18 protein-coding genes and 2 pseudogenes are annotated in these 18,797 nt (G+C 70.2%); 11 read left to right on the forward strand and 9 right to left on the reverse strand.

Annotation, left to right across the window (positions count from 1 at the left end; all coding sequences use genetic code 11):
- Positions 1-52: 52 nt before the first annotated feature.
- Positions 53-2,449 carry a cation-translocating P-type ATPase gene (locus OG331_RS27930; protein ID WP_406201036.1) on the reverse strand — a complete coding sequence of 799 codons (2,397 nt, stop codon included), beginning with the start codon at positions 2,447-2,449 and terminating at the stop codon, positions 53-55.
- Between the two features lie 103 nt (positions 2,450-2,552).
- Entirely contained in the window at positions 2,553-2,849 is a 297-nt protein-coding gene (locus tag OG331_RS27935; protein ID WP_406201039.1) for a DUF2530 domain-containing protein, read from the reverse strand.
- Positions 2,850-3,009: 160 nt separating this feature from the next.
- On the opposite strand from OG331_RS27935, the gene OG331_RS27940 reads away from it, so the two are divergent.
- Positions 3,010-4,461: an NCS2 family permease gene (locus OG331_RS27940; protein ID WP_406201041.1), complete on the forward strand. Its 1,452-nt coding sequence runs from the start codon at positions 3,010-3,012 to the stop codon at positions 4,459-4,461.
- Between the two features lie 43 nt (positions 4,462-4,504).
- Here the strand turns inward: OG331_RS27940 and OG331_RS27945 are convergent, their stop codons facing one another.
- Entirely contained in the window at positions 4,505-4,687 is a 183-nt protein-coding gene (locus tag OG331_RS27945; protein ID WP_328426929.1) for a ribbon-helix-helix protein, CopG family, read from the reverse strand.
- Between the two features lie 155 nt (positions 4,688-4,842).
- Here OG331_RS27945 and OG331_RS27950 point away from each other — a divergent pair, with 155 nt between their 5' ends.
- Both OG331_RS27950 and OG331_RS27955 read left to right on the forward strand, forming a co-directional pair.
- Entirely contained in the window at positions 4,843-5,280 is a 438-nt protein-coding gene (locus tag OG331_RS27950) for a MarR family transcriptional regulator (RefSeq protein ID WP_328426930.1), read from the forward strand.
- Between the two features lie 23 nt (positions 5,281-5,303).
- Positions 5,304-6,659, forward strand: a complete 1,356-nt coding sequence (locus OG331_RS27955; RefSeq protein WP_406201045.1) for an MFS transporter — start codon at positions 5,304-5,306, stop codon at positions 6,657-6,659.
- Positions 6,660-6,715: 56 nt separating this feature from the next.
- On the opposite strand, the gene OG331_RS27960 is transcribed toward OG331_RS27955, so the two are convergent.
- Positions 6,716-7,234 (reverse strand): GNAT family N-acetyltransferase, encoded by a 519-nt coding sequence (locus OG331_RS27960; protein ID WP_406201047.1) that lies wholly within the window; start codon positions 7,232-7,234, stop codon positions 6,716-6,718.
- Between the two features lie 25 nt (positions 7,235-7,259).
- Here OG331_RS27960 and thpR point away from each other — a divergent pair, with 25 nt between their 5' ends.
- Positions 7,260-7,832: an RNA 2',3'-cyclic phosphodiesterase gene (gene thpR / locus OG331_RS27965; protein ID WP_406201050.1), complete on the forward strand. Its 573-nt coding sequence runs from the start codon at positions 7,260-7,262 to the stop codon at positions 7,830-7,832.
- Positions 7,833-7,976: 144 nt separating this feature from the next.
- Here thpR and OG331_RS27970 read toward each other — a convergent pair.
- The 3 genes and pseudogenes from OG331_RS27970 to OG331_RS27980 all read right to left on the reverse strand — a co-directional run.
- Positions 7,977-8,382: pseudogene (locus tag OG331_RS27970) on the reverse strand (aldo/keto reductase); the annotation flags it as partial.
- Between the two features lie 6 nt (positions 8,383-8,388).
- Positions 8,389-9,051 carry a maltokinase N-terminal cap-like domain-containing protein gene (locus OG331_RS27975; protein WP_406201052.1) on the reverse strand — a complete coding sequence of 221 codons (663 nt, stop codon included), beginning with the start codon at positions 9,049-9,051 and terminating at the stop codon, positions 8,389-8,391.
- Positions 9,052-9,066: 15 nt separating this feature from the next.
- Positions 9,067-9,663: a Uma2 family endonuclease gene (locus OG331_RS27980; protein WP_406201054.1), complete on the reverse strand. Its 597-nt coding sequence runs from the start codon at positions 9,661-9,663 to the stop codon at positions 9,067-9,069.
- Positions 9,664-9,754: 91 nt separating this feature from the next.
- On the opposite strand from OG331_RS27980, the pseudogene OG331_RS27985 reads away from it, so the two are divergent.
- A pseudogene (locus tag OG331_RS27985) lies at positions 9,755-10,509 on the forward strand (aminoglycoside adenylyltransferase family protein).
- Here the strand turns inward: OG331_RS27985 and OG331_RS27990 are convergent.
- A complete protein-coding gene (locus OG331_RS27990; protein ID WP_406201056.1) occupies positions 10,497-11,171 on the reverse strand; it encodes an SGNH/GDSL hydrolase family protein in 675 nt (224 codons plus the stop codon). The pseudogene OG331_RS27985 and the gene OG331_RS27990 overlap by 13 nt on opposite strands.
- Before the next feature lie 132 nt (positions 11,172-11,303).
- On the opposite strand from OG331_RS27990, the gene OG331_RS27995 reads away from it, so the two are divergent.
- Complete coding sequence (locus OG331_RS27995; RefSeq protein ID WP_406201058.1) at positions 11,304-12,278, forward strand: WD40 repeat domain-containing protein; 975 nt, start codon at positions 11,304-11,306, stop codon at positions 12,276-12,278.
- 151 nt (positions 12,279-12,429) lie between these two features.
- Positions 12,430-12,981 (forward strand): hypothetical protein, encoded by a 552-nt coding sequence (locus OG331_RS28000; RefSeq protein ID WP_406201061.1) that lies wholly within the window; start codon positions 12,430-12,432, stop codon positions 12,979-12,981.
- A 12-nt stretch (positions 12,982-12,993) separates the two neighbouring features.
- Here OG331_RS28000 and OG331_RS28005 read toward each other — a convergent pair whose 3' ends face one another.
- Positions 12,994-13,803: a TetR/AcrR family transcriptional regulator gene (locus tag OG331_RS28005; RefSeq protein ID WP_406201064.1), complete on the reverse strand. Its 810-nt coding sequence runs from the start codon at positions 13,801-13,803 to the stop codon at positions 12,994-12,996.
- Positions 13,804-13,904: 101 nt separating this feature from the next.
- On the opposite strand from OG331_RS28005, the gene OG331_RS28010 reads away from it, so the two are divergent.
- From OG331_RS28010 to OG331_RS28025, 4 genes are all read left to right on the forward strand, one after another.
- Entirely contained in the window at positions 13,905-14,963 is a 1,059-nt protein-coding gene (locus tag OG331_RS28010) for an ATP-binding cassette domain-containing protein (protein WP_406201067.1), read from the forward strand.
- Positions 14,960-15,781, forward strand: a complete 822-nt coding sequence (locus OG331_RS28015; RefSeq protein ID WP_406201070.1) for an ABC transporter permease — start codon at positions 14,960-14,962, stop codon at positions 15,779-15,781. The genes OG331_RS28010 and OG331_RS28015 overlap by 4 nt, the downstream gene beginning before the upstream one ends.
- Before the next feature lie 136 nt (positions 15,782-15,917).
- Entirely contained in the window at positions 15,918-17,498 is a 1,581-nt protein-coding gene (locus tag OG331_RS28020; protein WP_406201072.1) for a cellulase family glycosylhydrolase, read from the forward strand.
- Positions 17,499-17,668: 170 nt separating this feature from the next.
- Positions 17,669-18,763, forward strand: coding sequence for a serine hydrolase domain-containing protein (locus tag OG331_RS28025; protein ID WP_406201075.1), 1,095 nt, complete (start codon positions 17,669-17,671; stop codon positions 18,761-18,763).
- The last annotated feature ends 34 nt before the right edge of the window (positions 18,764-18,797 follow it).

Here is an 18,797-nt window from a genome sequence, read left to right on the forward strand (position 1 = left end):
ACGGTCGCGCAGTGACCCACAAGGCCCCTCCGGCCAAAGCCGGGCGCAGCGGCTAGGCGGGGACGCGGCGGTCGACCCACCTCCACGCGAACTCCAGGGCGACCGCCGCCACGGCCGAGATACCCACCGCGATCCACGGCATCGTCATGCCCACCAGCCGCAGCGCGAAGAACTCCTGCAACCACGGCACCACCAGCACCAGCAGGAATCCGAGCCCCATCGCCGTCACCAGCGCGACCCGCCACCATGTGTACGGCCTGGCGATGATGACCAGCACCCACATCGCGATCAGGAACAGCGTCAGCGTGGCCACGCTGGTCTCCGCGTCCAGCGCGCCCTCACCGGTGTAGTAGTGACGGGCGATCAGATACGTCACGAACGTCGCCACCCCGGCCACCACCCCGCCCGGGATCGAGTACCGCATGACCCGCCGTACGAAGTGGGGTTTCGCGCGCTCCTTGTTGGGGGCGAGAGCCAGGAAGAACGCCGGGACGCCGATGGTGAGGGTGGACAGCAGAGTCAGGTGCCGCGGCAGGAACGGGTACTCCACCTGCCAGCACACCACCATCACCGCCAGCAGCACCGAGTAGACGGTCTTGACCAGGAACAGCGTCGCCACGCGCGTGATGTTGCCGATGACCCGACGCCCCTCCGCGACGACCGACGGCAGCGTCGCGAAGCTGTTGTTGAGCAGCACGATCTGCGCGACCGCGCGGGTGGCCTCCGACCCGGAGCCCATGGCCACGCCGATGTCGGCGTCCTTCAGGGCGAGGACGTCGTTCACACCGTCGCCGGTCATGGCGACGGTGTGCCCGTGGGACTGCAGCGCGCCCACCATGTCCCGTTTCTGCTGCGGGGTGACCCGCCCGAACACCGTGCCCTCGTCGAGGGCCGCCGCCATCCCGTCCGTGTCCTGCGGGAGCCGGCGCGCATCGACCGTCGTACCGGTCAGCCCGAGCTTGGTCGCCACCGCGCCCACCGACACCGCGTTGTCGCCGGAGATCACCTTGGCGCGGACGTTCTGCTCGGCGAAGTAGTGCAGGGTGTCGGCGGCGTCGGGCCGCAGCCGCTGTTCCAGTACGACCAGGGCGGCGGGCTTGGCCCTCTCGGCGACCCCGGGATCGTCGAGGTCGCGGCCGACCCGGGCGAGCAGCAGGACCCGTAGGCCTTGTTCGTTCAGCCGATCGGTTTCGGCCAGGTCGGGATCGTCGGTGCCGAGCAGGACATCGGGGGCGCCCAGCAGCCACGAACTGGTCTCGCCGTTGCCCTCGCTGAAGGTGGCGCCGCTGTACTTGCGGGCGGAGGAGAAGGGGAGGGACTCGGTGCAGCGCCAGTCGTCGGTGTCGGGGTAGGCGTCGATGATGGCCTGGAGGGAGGCGTTCGGGCGGGGGTCGGACTCGCCGAGGGCGCCCAGCACCTTGCGTACGTACTCCTCGTCGTTTCCGCCCAGGGGCCGCAGCTCGGTGACGTCCATGCCGCCCTCGGTGAGCGTGCCGGTCTTGTCGAGGCAGACGGTGTCGACGCGGGCGAGGCCCTCGATGGCGGGCAGTTCCTGCACGAGGCACTGTTTACGGCCGAGCCGGATGACGCCGATGGCGAAGGCGACCGAGGTGAGGAGCACCAGCCCCTCGGGGACCATCGGCACGATGCCGCCGACGGTCCGGGCGATCGAGTCGTCGAGCGCGTTGTCCTTGGCGACGAGCTGGGTGATGATCAGGCCGGTCGCGGCCGGGATCATCATCCACGTCACGTATTTGAGGATGGTGGAGATGCCGGAGCGCAGCTCGGACTGGACCAGCGTGAAGCGGGACGCCTCCTCGGCGAGCTGCGCGGCGTAGGCCTCGCGCCCGACCTTGGTGGCCTGGAAGGCGCCGCCGCCGGCGACGACGAAGCTGCCGGACAGCACCTGGTCCCCCGGCTGCTTGACGACCGGGTCGGCCTCGCCGGTGAGCAGCGACTCGTCGATCTCCAGCCCGTCGGCCTCGACGCACACGCCGTCCACGACGGCCTTGTCGCCCGGCCCGATCTCTATCAGGTCGTCGAGCACGATCTCCGAGGTGCTGACCTCGTCGGCGACCCCGTCGCGCCGGACGGTGGGCCGGGCCTCGCCGATCACGGCGAGCGAGTCGAGGGTCTTCTTCGCCCGCCACTCCTGGACGATCCCGATGCCGGTGTTGGCGAGGATCACGAAGCCGAACAGGCTGTCCTGGATGGGCGCGACGAGCAGCATGATCACCCAGAGCACGCCGATGATCGCGTTGAACCGGGTGAAGACGTTGGCGCGGACGATGTCGGTCATCGACCGGCTGCTGCGCACCGGGACGTCGTTGACCTCCCCCCGGGCGACCCGCTCGGCCACCTCGGCGGCGGTCAGCCCACCCGTCGCCACCGGGGCGCGGACGGTCCGCGCAGGGTTGTCCACTTCGGAGCCCGCGTCGGTATGCGTCATGCCTTCGACGGTACGTGCGGATCTACGCCTTCACCCGCCGAGTGCACGGAAGTTCCGACCTGGGTAGGACCGGCGTCGTGCCGTGGTCGTACGGCGCGGTACCTCAGGACGACCGGGGTTCGCCCGTGGTTTCCCGGGGCTCCTCCGGAGCCGTTGCCCGCTTGAGGGCGGCGTCGCGCCTGCGGACGTACCAGATGCCGATGAGCCCGAGCCCGCCGCCGGCCAGACAGGTCCACACCCACCAGGCCTGTCCGCGGTCGTCGAACCAGCCGTAGAAGGGGAGCTGGACGACGAAGAGGACGAACCAGAGGATCGTGCCGCCGGTGATGGTGGCGACCACGGGGCCCTCAAGGGGCTCCGGCGCCTCGTGCTTGGGGGATCCCGAGAAAAGACCGGCCATGGGGGACAGCTTACGAGGCGATCGGATCCCGGCACGAAGCGATCGCTCCACGCGGAACCACGCGCGCATCTACGCGCGGAGATAGCAGATCCAGCCTTTATATGTTCATACTGAAACGGTTTATGCCTGACCACTTCTCTTCGTAGGAACAACCAAAAGCATGCCCACCTCGGCTCCTGCCAAGGCCCCCACCCCTGAACAGCCGGGAGCCGGGCCCACTTACGGCGCACTCGACCGCTACTTCAAGATCTCCGAACGCGGCAGCACGCTGCCCCGTGAAATCCGCGGCGGTCTCGCCACCTTCTTCGCGATGGCCTACATCATCGTGCTGAACCCGATCATCCTCGGCAGCGCGAAGGACATGTACGGGCATCAGCTCGACAACGGGCAGCTCGTCACCGCGACGGCCCTGACGGCGGCGTTCACCACCCTCCTCATGGGCGTCATCGGCAACGTGCCGATCGCGCTCGCCGCCGGTCTCGGCGTGAACTCGGTCGTCGCGCTCCAGCTGGCGCCCCGGATGTCCTGGCCGGACGCCATGGGCATGGTGGTCCTGGCCGGCTTCGTGGTCATGCTGCTCGTCGCCACCGGTCTGCGCGAGCGCGTCATGAACGCCGTGCCCTACGGCCTGCGCAAGGCCATCTCCATCGGCATCGGCCTGTTCATCATGCTGATCGGCCTCGTCGACTCCGGCTTCGTCTCCCGCATCCCGGACGCCGCCCAGACCACGGTCCCGCTCCAGCTCGGCGGCGACGGCCACCTCAACGGCTGGCCGGTGCTGGTCTTCGTCCTCGGCGCGCTGCTCACCCTCGCGCTGATCGTGCGCAAGGTCCCCGGCGCGATCCTCATCTCGATCGTCACGATGACGGTGCTCGCGGTCGTCATCGAGGCCGTCGCGAACGTGCCGTCCTGGGGTCTGACGACCCCGAAGTGGCCCGGCAACCCCGTCGCCAGCCCCGACTTCGGCCTGATCGGCGAGGTCAGCCTGTTCGGCGGCTTCGACAAGGTCGGCGCGCTGACCGGCATCCTCTTCGTCTTCACCGTCCTGCTGTCCTGCTTCTTCGACGCCATGGGCACGATCATGGGCGTCAGCGACGAGGCGAAACTGACCGACGCCCAGGGGCAGATGCCGGGCATCAACAGGGTCCTGTTCGTCGACGGCTTCGCCGTCGCCGCGGGCGGCGCCAGCTCCTCGTCGGCCACCACCGCCTTCGTGGAGTCCACGGCCGGCGTCGGCGAAGGAGCCCGTACCGGATTCGCGAACGTCGTCACCGGCGCCCTGTTCGGTGTGGCGCTGTTCCTGACGCCCGTCGCCACCATGGTCCCGTCCCAGGCGGCCACCCCGGCCCTGCTCGCGGTGGGCTTCCTGATCCTCGCGAACTCCGTCAAGGAGATCGACTGGGCCGACTACACGATCGCGATCCCGGCCTTCGTGACGATGGTGATGATGCCGTTCACCTACTCGATCACCAACGGCATCGGCATGGGCTTCATCACGTTCGCGGTGCTGCGCCTGGCCGCCGGGCGGGGCCGGGAGGTGCCGATCGCGATGTACGTCGTGGCGGCGGTCTTCGGCTTCTACTACCTGATGCCGGCGCTGGGCCTCACGTAAGCCCGTCTCTCACGTGGGCCCGTCTCTCACGTGGGCCCGTTGCTCACGTGCGCCCGTAGAACTTCTCTGTCTCTTCCACGGCGGCCTGGAACCGTTCGTCGAAGTCATCGCGGATGAGCGTTCGGACGACATAGTCCTGGACGCTCATTCCTCTTTTCGCGGCATGCTGGCGGAGCCGTTCGAGCAGCTCATGGTCTATTCGCAGGCTGAGCACGCTGGTCCCCATGAACACGAGGGTCGCGGCACTCTTCGGTGCGATGTGTCACGTTCCGCTGCCGGATCACCCATATGAGTGATGTCGTGCTTGAGTGGCCTGGCTCACGGGCATCCATGCGTGTCCTTAGTGGTCTTTAGCGAGAGTAATGAGTTACGCTAAGGAACATGTCGGACCTTACCCATGGCGACAACGCTGCCGCCGTGAACTCCCTGCGCTCCGCCGTGATGCGACTGTCACGCCGGCTCAAGCACCAGCGGGTCGACGAGTCGCTGAGCCCCACCGAGATGTCGGTGCTGGGCACCCTCTCCCTCTGCGGAAAGGCCACCCCCGGTGAGCTGGCCCGCAAGGAGCACGTTCAGCCGCCGTCGATGACCCGCATCGTCGCCCTGCTGGAGGCCAAGGGACTGGTCCGGCTGGAGCCGCACCCGGAGGACCGGCGCCAGAAGGTCGTCACGAAGACCGAGCAGGCCGAGGCGATGCTCGAGGAGAGCCGCCGTAAGCGCAACGCCTTCCTGGCGACCCTGGTCGAGGGTCTCGACGAGGACGAGTGGGCGAAACTGCGCGCCGCCGCCCCCGTGCTGGAGAAGCTCGCACACCTGTAAGCAGCCACGAGGAGGCGACCCTTTTGAGTACGGGATCCGGAGCAGACTCCGCCCCCGCACCGACCACCCACGAATCCCCGCCCGCCCGGGGGCCCCGCAAGTCCTCGATGTTCAGCTCGCTGAAGGTCCGGAACTACCGCCTCTTCTTCCTCGGCCAGGTCGTCTCCAACACCGGCACCTGGATGCAGCGCATCGCGCAGGACTGGCTGGTGCTCAGCCTCACCGGCTCCGCCACCGCCGTCGGCATCACGACGGCCCTGCAGTTCCTGCCGATGCTGCTGTTCGGCCTCTACGGCGGCGTCCTCGTCGACCGTCTGCCCAAGCGCCGCACGCTGCTCGTCACCCAGACGTCGATGGCCGTCACCGGCATCGCGCTGGCCGTCCTCACCCTCTCCGGGCACGTCCAGGTCTGGCACGTGTACCTGGCCGCCTTCGTCGTCGGTCTGGCGACCGTCATCGACAACCCGGCCCGGCAGTCGTTCGTCTCCGAGATGGTCGGCCCGGACCAGCTCCAGAACGCGGTCAGCCTGAACTCCGCGAACTTCCAGTCGGCCCGCCTGGTCGGCCCCGCCGTGGCCGGCCTGATGATCACCGGCGTCGGCACCGGCTGGGCGTTCCTCGCCAACGGCCTGTCCTTCGTCGCGCCGCTCGCGGGCCTGCTGCTGATGCGGGACCGCGAGCTGTACGCCGTCGAGCGGGCGCCGCGCGGCAAGGGGCAGATGCGGGAGGGGCTGCGGTATGTCGCCGGCCGGCCGGAGCTGATGTGGACCATCGTCCTCGCCGGGTTCGTCAGCACCTTCGGCTTCAACTTCCCCGTGTTTCTGTCGGCCTTCGCCGACGACGTCTTCCACGCGGGCGCCGGCTCATACAGCCTCTTCAACACCCTGATGGCGGTCGGTTCCCTGGCCGGCGCGCTGCTCGCGGCCCGGCGCGGTACGGCCCGGATGCGGGTGCTGGTCGCGGGTGCGGTGGCCTTCGGCACGATGGAGATCGTGGCCGCGTTCGCGCCGTCCCTGTGGCTGTTCGCCCTGCTCATGGCCCCGATAGGAATGTTCGGCATGACGGTCAACGTCACCGCCAACAGCAGCATCCAGATGGCCACCGACCCGAGCATGCGGGGCCGCGTGATGGCCCTCTACATGATGGTGTTCATGGGCGGCGCACCGCTGGGCGCTCCGATAGCCGGGTGGGTCACGGACGCGTACGGCGTCCGGGCGGGCCTGGCGGTGGGCGGCGCGATCACAGCCGTCGCCGCGGTGGCCATCGCCCTGGTCCTGGCGCGGGTCGGCGGCCTGCGGCTGGCGGTCGGCTGGAACCACGGGCATCCGCAGGTGCGGTTCGTGCCGCGGGAGCGGGAGCAGTTGGCCACGGCTGCCTGAGAGCGGCTGACGGCGACTTGAGGGGCGGGTGCCTGCGGGCCCCGCCCCCGTGGGGGTCAGACCCGGCGGGCCAGTACCTGCCCCGGCCAGTCGTTCGTCCCCCGGTAGGTCTCGGTGCGGACGAAGCCGTGGCTCTCGTAGTAGCGGACGAGCTTGCCGTCGTCGCCCGCGTAGCAGTCCACCCGCAGCAGCGAGACGCCCGCCTGCCGGGTCACCTCGGCGGCGTGGGCGAGCAGGGCGCCGCCCGCGCCGTGTCCCTTGAAGCGGCGGTCGGAGGCGAGCCAGTGGATGTACCGCTCGGGCTCGCCGGGCGACGGGAGATGGGCCAGGGAGGGCCCGGGCGAGTCGGCCAGGGTGAGGGTCGCGGCCGGTGCGCCGTCGACCTCGGCGATGAAGACCTCGCCCCCTGCCGTGCTCCGCGTGACCGACTCCACGGTCCTCGCGCTCTCCGACAGCGGCTTCGTCCCCCACTGCCCCGTGCGCCCCTGTGAGACCAGCCACTCCACACAGCTGTCGAGCATGCCGAGTATCACGGGGACGTCGTCGGGTCCGCCTTCTCTGATGGTGATCGTCATCCGGTCATGGTGCCAGGCTGGACCCATGAGACTCTTCGCCGCCGTGCTGCCACCCGAGGACGTGGCCCGCGAACTGGCCACCGAGGTCGCCGAGTTGAAGAAGCTGCCCAGCGCGGACGCGCTGCGCTGGACCGGCCGCCCCGGCTGGCACTTCACCCTCGCCTTCTACGGCGAGGTCGACGACGACCTCGTACCGGACCTGTCGGCCCGCCTGGAGCGCGTCGCGCACCGCACGGCGCCCTTCCCGCTGGCGCTGCGCGGTGGCGGCCAGTTCGGGCACGGGCGGGCGCTGTGGACGGGCGCGGAGGGGGACCTGGCGGCCCTGCGGCTGCTGGCGGACCGGAGTGAGGCGGCGGCGCGCAAGGCCGGGGTGCCGATGGGGGAGCACCGGCGCTACAAGCCCCACCTGACGGTCGCGAGGAGCCGGTCGGCGGTGGACGTACGGCCGTACGTCGCGGCCCTCGACGCGTTCACGAGCCGCACCTGGACGGTGGACGAGCTGGTCCTGGTGCGCAGCCACCTGCCCACGTCCGGGGTGGCGGGTGAGCAACCCCGATACGAGGCGGTCGCCCGCCGGCCGCTCTCAGGTGCCCGTTAGGCTCGGACACGTGAACCCCAAAACCCGGAACCGGATCATGGCCGGTGTGCTTGTGCTGATGTTCGTCGTGGTGGCCCTGGCGGCGGCGCTCGGCGGGTAGGCGCTGTCCCTGTCCAGCCGAGCGCCACCGCACTCCCGTGACCGCTACCGGGCGAAGGCCTCCGGGGACGGCCCCGGAGCCGGGAAGATCTCGTCCAGCCCCGCCGGCAGCTCCTCGCTGAGCTCCAGCCCGGCTGCCCGGCGGTACGCGGGCCGACGATCGGGCCGGTCACGCCCGGCCGGGTGAGCAGCCGTGCCAGGGGGGCCTCGCCGGGCTCCGGGCCGTGCTTGTCGAGCAGGTCCTCGTACGCCTGGATCTTCGCGCGTACGGCAGGGCCGGCGAGGACTTCGGCGGCCCTGCCGGAGCTGCGCCGACCGCCCTCGACCTCCTTCTCGATGACGCCGCCGAGCAGTCCGCCGTGCAACGGCGACCACGGGATGACGGCGAGCCGTAGTCCTGCGCGGCCGGGATGACCTCCATCTCGGCGCGGCGCTCGAAGGTCGCGTGGAGTGCGCTCTAGGCAAGGTCCCGAGGGGTGGTGTGCAGGGCGGCGAACACGGCGCGGGCTCGGGTGCCGTCCGGCAGCTGCCAGGCGCCGGTGATGTGGCCGTCCGCGTCCTGAGAGGCCTCCCCGGCGGGGCGCAGGACCCGGATGAGGCGGAGCACGACCGTGCCGTCGGACGTGCGCAGCTCAGTGCCGTCCCGGTCGTCGGTTGCCGTGGCGGTGCGGGCGGCTGCGGACGGGGAGCCCTCACCCGTGTACGCGCGGGTGACCTCCCGGTCGGGCGCGCCGCTGGTGCTCTGGGCCTGCGCCTGGGCCCGGCCCTCGATCAGGGCCAGCAACTGGTCGACCAGCACAGGGTCGTGGCAGCCGTCGTAGGCCCAGCGCTGCCCCAGCACGCCGTGCTCCATGGTGCCGACGAGGGCGTGGTCGGCGCCGTCGAGGGGGGCGCCGCGGTAGCTGAGCGGCACGAGGTAGTGGACCGGACGGGCGCCGGAGTCATCCGTGACGACCATGATCTCGATTCCGACCTCGCCCGCGGGGTCGTCCAGCCGGAATCCGCCGGCCTTGGTCAACTCAGGTTCGCCGGCGCCGGCATACCAGGGGCGGGTGGGCAGCCAGGAGGCGAGCAGTTCGAGCTTGGTCGGTTTGAGGGTGGTGTGGTGGATGACGGCCATGGCCACACCCTCTCATCAGTCCCGGGGGAAGTTGTCGGTGTTCAGGGTGAGGCCAAGGGGCGTCGTGGTCATGTCGACGGCGGTTCCGTATTCGACCCGCAGCTCGGATCGGTAGTCGCCGTCCTTGGGCTCGGTGTACACGGTGCAGCTGCCCTTGTAGGGGTCGGCGATGAGGTAGACGGGGATCCCGGCCGTGGCGTAGGCCGTCTTCTTGCGGCCGTAGTCGTTGGCGGCCGTCCCCCGCGAGATGACCTCGCCCACGAACTCGATGTCTTCGTGCCGCCAGCGGCCTTCCTCGTCCTTGGCCGCACCGCTGCGGAACTTGGCAAGGTCGGGGCAGAAGCCGTTCTGGTGGCCGGGAAAGTCGATGCGCACATCCGAGAGAATCCGTGCGTCCCGCCTTCCGAAGTGGTCCTCGAGAGCCCAGAGAATCTCTCGGATGGTTTCCCAGTGGATGTCCCGCTGCGGAGTCATGTAGACGTAGCCCCCGACGATCTCGACCATGTATCCCTCGGGGACGGGCAGTCGCTCAAGCCGCTCGAACCACTCGTCCAAGCGCTTGGTGTTCTCGTCGGCCATGTCGATCTCGATCCTGTCTTCCAGGATGGTCATCAGGCGCTCCTCCCCAGCCGCCCTTACGGACAAGTGCAGCCGCGCAGTACAACGATACGCACAGTGACCGTGACACGGAGATGAAGCTCACGTGCATGCCCCAGAGGCCTCCCTCCTTCCCCTCCTTCCCCTCCTCCGCCACACCTTCGGCACCAGCCTCCTCGGCATCTACCTCCACGGCTCCGCCACCCTCGGCGGCCTGCGCCCGCACAGTGACATCGACGTCCTGGTCGTCGTAAGCGAACCGACCACCCACGCACAACGCCGTGCCCTCGTCGAGGAGTTGCTGAACGTGTCCGGCGGAGCCGCCCGCCCCGTCGAGCTCATCGTCGTCGTACAGGACGAGGTACGGCCGTGGCGTTATCCGCCGCCCTGCGAGTTCCTGTACGGGGAGTGGCTGCGGGACGAGTACGAGCGGGGGACCCTCCCCGGGCCCGAGCCCATGCCCGACCTCGCGCCCCTCCTGACGATGGTGCTTCTCGCCGACGCCCCACTCCACGGCCCCCCGCCCGCCGACCTCCTCGCCCCGTCCCACCCGCAGACCTCAGGCGTGCGATCACCGCCGGAGTCCCCGAGCTGCTCGCGGAGTTGGACACCGACACCCGCAACGTCCTGCTCACCCTCGCCCGGATCTGGACCACCCTCGCCACCGGGGCGATCCGCTCGAAGGACGCCGCCGCCGACTGGGCGCTCGCCCGCCTCCCCGCCGAACACCGCCCCGCCCTCGCGCATGCCCGTGCCGTCCACCTGGGCGACGAGGAGGAGCGCTGGGGCGACGACGTCCTCCCCGGCGTGCGCCCCTGCGCCGACCACCTCGTCCGGGCGATCGAGCGTCAGACCTCGTAGGGCTCGCCCAGGTCCCACGCCTGGTACATCGCCTCCGCGAACGCCTCCGCGATCTTGTGCTCGCCGCTCGCGTTCGGGTGGGTGCCGTCGTACGTGTCGAGATTGATGTCGTACGACGGGGGAGGGGACGCCAGGAGCAGCGGCGAGCGCGGCTCGTCCAGGTCGGCGACCGCCTTCGCCAGCAGCTCGTTGAAGCGGCTGACCTCCGCGGCGAAGACCTCCTCCGAGGCGGCGCGGACGTTCGGGATCACCGGCAGCACGACGATCCGCACCCGGGGGTTCGCGGACCGCGCCTCGGCCACGAAGTTCCGGGCGTTCTCCGCCGTCTGCTCGGCGTTCGTGTAGAAGCCGAGGTCGATCAGGCCCAGCGACACCAGCAGCACATCAGCCCGGCACGACCGCACCGCCTCGCCGATCACCGGCGCCATGTGCAGCCAGCCCTCGCCCCAGCCGGCGAGGTGCGCACGGGGGAAGTCGGGGTCGGCGTACTCGTACGAGGTGGGGGAGTCCGTCGCCTTGTCGTGCAGCGTCTCGCGCGGGCCGACGAGGGCGAAGGGGCCGCCGTACGTCTCACGCAGGTGCTGCCACATGCGGTAGCGCCACGTGTGTTCGCCGGCGCTGCCGATGGTCTGGGAGTCGCCGACGGGCATGAACCTGAGCATCCGCTCATGATGGACGATCGCTACCCATCGGCATGGCCGGGCGGGGTGTGAAGCCCGACACGCCCCCGCATCCCGGGGCCGCCCCCGCCGACCCGGCCTCCGAACCGTCGGGCCGAATGGCAGGCTTGGGGCATGCGTCGACCGCTCGCCATCCTCGCCGGGGTCCTCCTCACCGGTGCGCTCACCCTGCCCGCCTCAGCCGCCGACGGCGACGAGGACTTCACGATCAAGGACCCGCGCATCACGGAATCCAGCGGCCTCGCCGCGTCGCGTCAGCACCCCGGGATCTACTGGACGCACAACGACCAGGACACGGGCGCCTACCTCTACGCGGTGGACAGCAGGACCGGCGAGACGGTCGCGACGATCACCATGACCGGGGTGGGTACCCCGCGGGACGTGGAGGCGATCTCCATGGGCCCGGACAACCAGCTCTACGTCGGCGACATCGGCGACAACGACGGTGTGCAGTGGCCCTATGTGTGGGTCTACCGCCTCCCCGAGCCCAAGACGCTGGAGGACCGGACGATCCGTGCCACGCAGTACGTGGTGAAGTACTCCGACGGCACCCGTGACGCCGAGTCGCTCGTCGTGCACCCCAAGACCGGCCGCGTCTACATCATCGACAAGCAGGAGGACGGCGGGCACCTGTACGAGGGCCCGGCCGAGCTCTCCGCCTCCGGCACGAACGTCTTCAAGCCCACCGTCCCCGTCGACATGTGGGCCACCGACGCCGCCTTCGCGCCGGACGGCAAGACCCTCGCCGTACGCGGCTACTTCGGCGGCGTCGCCTACGACTGGAACGGCGGCAAGCCCAAGCGGCTGGAGCGCATCAACGTGCCCCTCGGGCAGGGCGAGTCCGCCAGCTACTCGACCGACGGCACCAAGCTCATGCTCGGCAGCGAGGGCGCCGGCAGCTCCGTCGTCGCAAACGACGCCCCGGGGGACGCCGGCCCCTCCGACTCCTCCTCCGGCGGCGGCAGTTCGGCCTCGTCCGACGACAGCGGGGACAGCGGGCGGACCGGAGATCTGAAGGTCGGCGCCATCGCCGTGGTCGTCGCGTGTGTGGTCGTGTTCGGGTTGCGGCGGCTCTTGCGCCGCGGGTGAGGAGACCCGGCACTCAAGGTGCCAACGCACCAGGAACATTCCAGCAGCAGCAGGAGCGCGCGCAGGCCGGTCCGCAGCGCGGGGAGCTTGCCGAACAGGCCGGAATCCCGCGGCTGTTGGAGCTCAGGGAGCCGCGCGGAATGGTGTTCGGATGAAACGCGTCCTCGGCTGGGTGTGCGGCGTCCTCCTCGGCCTCGTCACCGGCTTCTGGTTCGTCACCGCGACCGCCGACATGGCCCTGTCCGCCGGTGTCTACGGCACCCCGGGCACGTACAAGGTGGAGCGCTGCTACGACACCGACTACAGCCGTAAGAACTCCGACTACGACTGCCACGGGGACTTCACGCCCGACGGCGGCACCGCCGCCGACGCCTCCTACGTGCGGCTTGAGGACACCGGGAACGACTACCCGGACGGCACCGAGTTCGACGCCCGCCAGGGCATCGAGCCGGACACGGTCCAGCGGGTGGGGTTCTGGGGCGTCGTGGGTGAGCTCTGGCAGGTCTCGATCTGCGTGGTCGTCCTCGCGGTCCTCGCGTACCAGGCGATCAAGCCCCGCGGGGCGGACCGACGCGGCGAGGCCCACCGCCGGGAGCCCTCACGGCGGCAGAGGGTGGCCGACCGGGTGGGCTACGCCGTCCTGGTCGCCGCCCCCGTGGGCCTCCTGAGCTTCATCGCCATGATCGCGGAGCCGTCGCCGTAGTACGCCGGGTGCTCATGCCTGCGTCGAGGGGCCGCCGGCTCCACCCGCCGTCTCCGCGCGCCGGGCGACAAAGACCTCCAGTCCGTCCAGGATCCGTTGCAGGCCGAACTCGAAGTGGTCGAACTCGTTGCCCCAGGTGTTCTCGTCCAGGGAGGCGAGCAGGGGATAGCGGCCGGAGGCCATGATCTTCTCCAGCATCGGAGTCTGAGCCTGCCAGAACTCCGCGTCGGTCAGGCCCGTGCGGCGCTCCGCCTCCTGTGCGTACAGCTGGGTGCGCGCGGCGCCGACGACGTAGCCGTCGATCATGATGATCGCGGAGACCAGTTCGGGGTCGGTCAGGCCCATCGGCTTGATGCGGTCGAGGACCTTCTCCATGCCGTCGAGGGCGCTCGGGCCGAGGATCGGGCGTGACTGGTTGACCTGGAGCAGCCACGGGTGGCGGCGGTAGAGGTCGAGGGTCGCGCGGCCCACGGCCTCCAGGGCCGCGCGCCAGCCGCCGTCGCCCAGGTCGGCCGGGTTCTCCGAGGGGCGCTGGACGCGGTCCAGCATCAGGTCGAGCAGCTCGGCCTTGCCGGGGACGTAGCGGTACAGCGACATCGTGCCCGTCCCGAGCTCGGTGGCGACCCGGCGCATGGACATCGACTCCAGGCCCTCGGCGTCCGCGACCCGGACGCCCGCTTCCACGATCTGGTCCAGGGTGAGGGTCGGCTTGGGCCCCCGGCTCGGGCGTCGGCCGGCGTCCCACAGCAGCTCCATGGTGCGGGCGATGTCACCGCTGCCGCTGGTCTCCGTACCGCTGGTGCCGCCCTTGCCGCTCGTCATGCACTTCAGCTTAAGTCCTCCGAAAAAAATTGGGTACGGTGTACGCGCAATCGGGTACGGTGTACTCAGTTGGCGATGCTCGACTATCGAGAGGGGGACCCATGGGCGACGACGGACACGGCGGAAACGGCGGAAACGGATACGCGGTGCGGGCCGAGGGGCTGGAGAAGCGCTACGGCGAGAAACGCGCCCTCGACGGCTTCGACCTGGCCGTCCGCGAGGGGACGGTGCACGGCCTGCTCGGCCCGAACGGCGCCGGCAAGACCACCGCCGTACGCATCCTGTCCACGCTGATCAGGCTGGACGGCGGCCGGGCCACGGTGGCCGGACTGGACGTGGCCCGGCAGCCGCGCGAGGTGCGTGCACGGATCGGGCTGACCGGGCAGTACGCCGCCGTGGACGAGGTGCTCACCGGCCGGCAGAACCTGGAGATGTTCGGCCGGCTCTTCCACCTCGGCGGCAAGCGGGCCAAGCTGCGGGCCGTCGAGCTGTTGGAGCAGTTCGACCTCACCGACGCCGCCGACCAGGGCGTCGGCAAGTACAGCGGCGGCATGCGGCGCCGTCTCGACCTCGCCGCCTCGATGATCCTCGCCCCGGCCGTCCTCTTCCTCGACGAGCCGACGACGGGACTGGACCCGCGCAGCCGAGGTGAGGTCTGGGAGTCCGTAAGGGCGTTGGTGGCGAGCGGTACGACCGTACTGCTGACCACCCAGTACCTGGAGGAGGCCGACAAGCTGGCCTCGCACATCACCGTCATCGATCAGGGGCGGGCCATCGCCGACGACACCCCGGACGGGCTGAAGAGCCTCGTGGGCGGCGACCGTATCGAGGTCGTCGTCGCCGAGCGGTCCGACATCCCGCGCGTGGTGAAGGTCGTGGCCCGCGTCTCGGACGGCGAACCCGAGTCGGACGAGGCGGAGTTGCGGATCCACGCGCCGGTCACCGACCGGGTGTCCGCCCTGACGGAGGTGGCGCGGACGCTGCAGGACGAGGGCGTCGCGGTCGAGGACATCGGGCTGCGCAGGCCGAGCCTCGACGACGTCTTCCTGCGCCTGACCGGACACCGCGCCGAGAAGGCCGAAGAGGCCGGGAGCGCCGAAAAGACCGACAGGGCCGAGGAGAAGGCCGAGGAGAAGGCCGAGAAGGAGGCCGTCGCATGACCGCCGTAGACCTCACCGTCCCGGCCACGCACGGCCGCCTGTACTGGACCCTCGCCGACGTCTGGAACATCGTCCGCCGCGGCCTCACCCACTACCGGCGCCAACCGGTCAACATCGCCTGGCAGCTGGGCTTCCCGATCCTGTCGGTCCTCCTCTACGGCTATGTCTTCGGCAGCGCCATGAAGGTGCCCGGCGGCGGGGACTACAAGGACTTCCTGATGCCGGGCATGTTCGTGATGACGATGGCGTTCGGGTTCATCAACACCGCGACGCTCGTCGTCTACGACTCGACGAAGGGCGTCATCGACCGTTTCCGCTCGATGCCCATGGCCTCGTCGGCCGTCGTCGCCGGCCGCGGGATCACCGATCTGCTGGCAGCCTGCGCAGAGTTGGCGATCATGATGCTGACCGCCTTCGCGATGGGCTGGCGCCCGGACGGCGGGTTCGGCTTCCTCGCCGCCTTCGGGCTGCTGCTGTGGCTGCGGTTCGCGCTGATCTGGATCGGCGTGTGGCTCGGGCTGCTCGTACCCAACCCGGAGGCCGCGGGCGGCCTGTTCGCCGTCGCCTTCCCGCTCACGATGATCTCCAGCATCTTCGTCGCGCCCCAGCTGATGCCCGACTGGCTGGGCTGGGTGGCGGCCTGGAACCCGATCTCCTCCACCGCCGCGGCCAGCCGTGAGCTGTTCGGCACGCCGGCCGGGAGCGGGGACTCCTGGGTCGAGCAGCACGCGCTGCTGATGGCGGGGCTGTGGCCGGTGATCCTTACGGCGATCTTCCTGCCGCTGGCGGTGCGGAGGTTCCAGAAGCTGAGCCGCTGAGCCGCCGAGTCGGACCGGCGGATGCCGCACACCTCCTTGACGTGCCCATGGCGCGTTAGTTTCCTGGGAGGTGCGCGGTGCGTGGGAGCGCTCCCATTCGTTCCGGGGCCGCGCCTTCCCGAGAGGAACAAGGGACATGTTCCGCAGCTTGCGAAGAGCGCTGTGCGCTGCCGCGACGGCTCTGCTGTTACCGCTGGGCGCCGGTGTGCAGTCGGCCGGTGCGGCGGGCGCGTCGGCGGATGCTTCGGCGGATGCTTCGGCGGGTGCTTCGGCGGGTGCTTCGGCGACCGCCGAGGCCGGCGCCGGCTACTGGCACACCAGCGGCCGGCAGATCCTGGACGCGGCCGGGCAGCCGGTCCGGATCGCCGGGATCAACTGGTTCGGCTTCGAGACCGGCAACCACGTCGTCCACGGCCTGTGGACGCGCGACTACAAGAGCATGCTCGACCAGATGAGGTCGCTGGGTTACAACACCCTCCGCGTGCCGTTCAGCGACGACATCCTCAAGCCCGGCACCATGCCGGACAGCATCAACTACGCCGACGGCAAGAACGCCGATCTGCAAGGGCTGACGTCGTTGCAGGTCCTGGACCGGATCGTGGCGTACGCCGGTCAGGCCGGCCTGAAGATCGTCCTCGACCGGCATCGCCCCGACGCGGGCGGCCAGTCGGCGCTCTGGTACACCGCGTCCGTACCCGAGTCGACGTGGATCGCCAACCTGAAGGCGCTGGCATCGCGTTACGCCGGCAACCCGACCGTCGTCGGCATCGACCTGCACAACGAGCCGCACGACCCCGCCTGCTGGGGCTGCGGCGACACGACGCGGGACTGGCGCCTTGCGGCCCAACGGGCCGGGAACGCCGTCCTGTCCGCCAACCCGCAGCTGCTGATCATGGTCGAGGGCGTCCAGTCGTACGGCGGCGTCAGCGGCTGGTGGGGCGGCAACCTGATGGGCGTGGCCCAGTACCCGGTCCAGCTGGACGTCCCGAACCGGCTCGTGTACTCGGCCCATGACTACGCCACCAGCGTGGCCCAGCAGCCCTGGTTCAGCGACCCGTCGTTCCCCGACAACATGCCGGGCGTCTGGGACAGGTACTGGGGCTACATCTTCAAGCAGAACATCGCCCCGGTGTGGCTCGGCGAGTTCGGTACGACCCTCCAGTCGACGGTGGACCAGAAGTGGCTGGCCGCGCTGGTGACGTACCTGCGGTCGACGTCGACGTACGGCGCGGACTCGTTCCACTGGACGTTCTGGTCCTGGAACCCCAACTCCGGTGACACGGGCGGGATTCTGAAGGACGACTGGTCGACGGTGGACACCGTGAAGGACGGCCATCTCGCGAGCGTCAAGGCGCCGGGATTCCCGGGCGGCGGTGGGGGCGACCCGGACCCGGATCCCGACCCCGGCGGCGGCACGGCCGCCTGCAGCGCCGCCTACACCGTCAGCAGCGACTGGATTGACGGCTTCAACGCCGAGGTGAAGGTCACCAACACGGGCACGACGCCGGTCAACTCCTGGAAGGTGACCTGGACCTGGGGCGCGTCCCAGTGGGTGACGTCCATGTGGAACGCGACGTACACCCGGACCGGGGCGACCGTGACCGCGTCCAACGCCGCCCACAACGGGGCGGTCCCGGCAGGCGGTTCGGCGAGCTTCGGGTTCGGGGGTGCGCCCGGGGGCGGGGGTGTGCCGAGCGTGAGCTGTACGGCCGCATAGGGGAGGCGGCCGTACGGGAGGAAGGCGGCCTGTGGGCGAGAGGGGCGCCCGGTGTTTGCCGGGCGCTCTTCAGGGTCCGGAGCATCGCGCTTGATTTGGGATTACGTAATAACGTAATCTCGTGAAACGGCCGTGGAAACGGCTGGTGAGTCTCGACGGGGGAGCAATCCATGGACCGAAGGAAGTTTCTTGGTGTGGCGACGGGGGCGGCAGGCGCGTCACTGCTGCCGGGTAACGCCGCAGCCGCCGACGACAGGCTGCCCGCGCTCGTCAGGCGCTACCTGGACCAGGCGCTGGCCGCCGGCAGCCCGAGTGTGATCTGCGGGGTCATTCAGGGTCGGCGCACCTACGTCGAGGGCGCGGGCGCAGCGGTGGGGCGGTCGGCGCCGGACGGCAGGACGGTGTTCCAACTCGGCTCCATCACCAAGACGCTCACCGCCACGGCACTCGCACGCGCCGTGGGCGCGGGTGAAACCCGCCTGGACGCGCCGCTCGCGCTGCCCGCCCGGTTCCGCATCCCGCGCAAGGGGAATCGGCGGATCACCCTGGCCCACTTGGCGACCCACACCTCCGGCCTGCCCTCCCTGCCGCCGAACCTGCTCGCGGAGGCGGATCCGTACGACCCCTACGCGCACTACACGCTTGACGACCTGGCCACAGGACTGCGCGGCACGGAGCTGAGTACCGAGCCGGGCAAGGTCAACGCGTACTCGAACCTGGGGTTCGGTCTGCTCGGCCAGGCGCTGGCGTTCGACGACGTCGACTCGATGCTGCGGCACCGGGTGGCAGCGCCGCTCGGCATGGTGGACACGACGACGGCCCTGCGACCGGACATGGCGTCCCGCAAGGCTGTCGGGCATATGGAGGGAGAGGTCGTTCCTGACTGGCACGACCACGTCCTCAGCGCGGCCGGGACGTCGATGTACAGCACCGCCAACGACATGGTGCGCTTCCTGCGCTCCCAACTCCGGCCCGAGCGCTCGCCGTTGCGGGACGCGATCGAACTGACCCAGCGGCCCCGGTTCACGGTGGACCAGAACCTGCGGCTCGGCCTCGGCTGGCACCTGAGCGCGCTGCCCGGCCGGCGGACCATGACCTGGCACAACGGTGGCACCGGCGGATTCAGCACCTGCGCCGCGTTCATCCGGGAGAGCGGCACGGCGGTGGTGATGATGGTGAACACCTTCAGCCAGGAGACCGAGACCGCCGCCCGCCCGGTCGACGCCCTCACGTTCCGCCTGCTCGGCGAGCTCGGCACGGCCTGAGGGCGCGGCCGGACGAGGCGCTCGGACGACGGCG

The sequence above is a fragment of the Streptomyces sp. NBC_01017 genome, assembly GCF_045162795.1.
Lineage (GTDB): Bacteria > Actinomycetota > Actinomycetes > Streptomycetales > Streptomycetaceae > Streptomyces > Streptomyces machairae.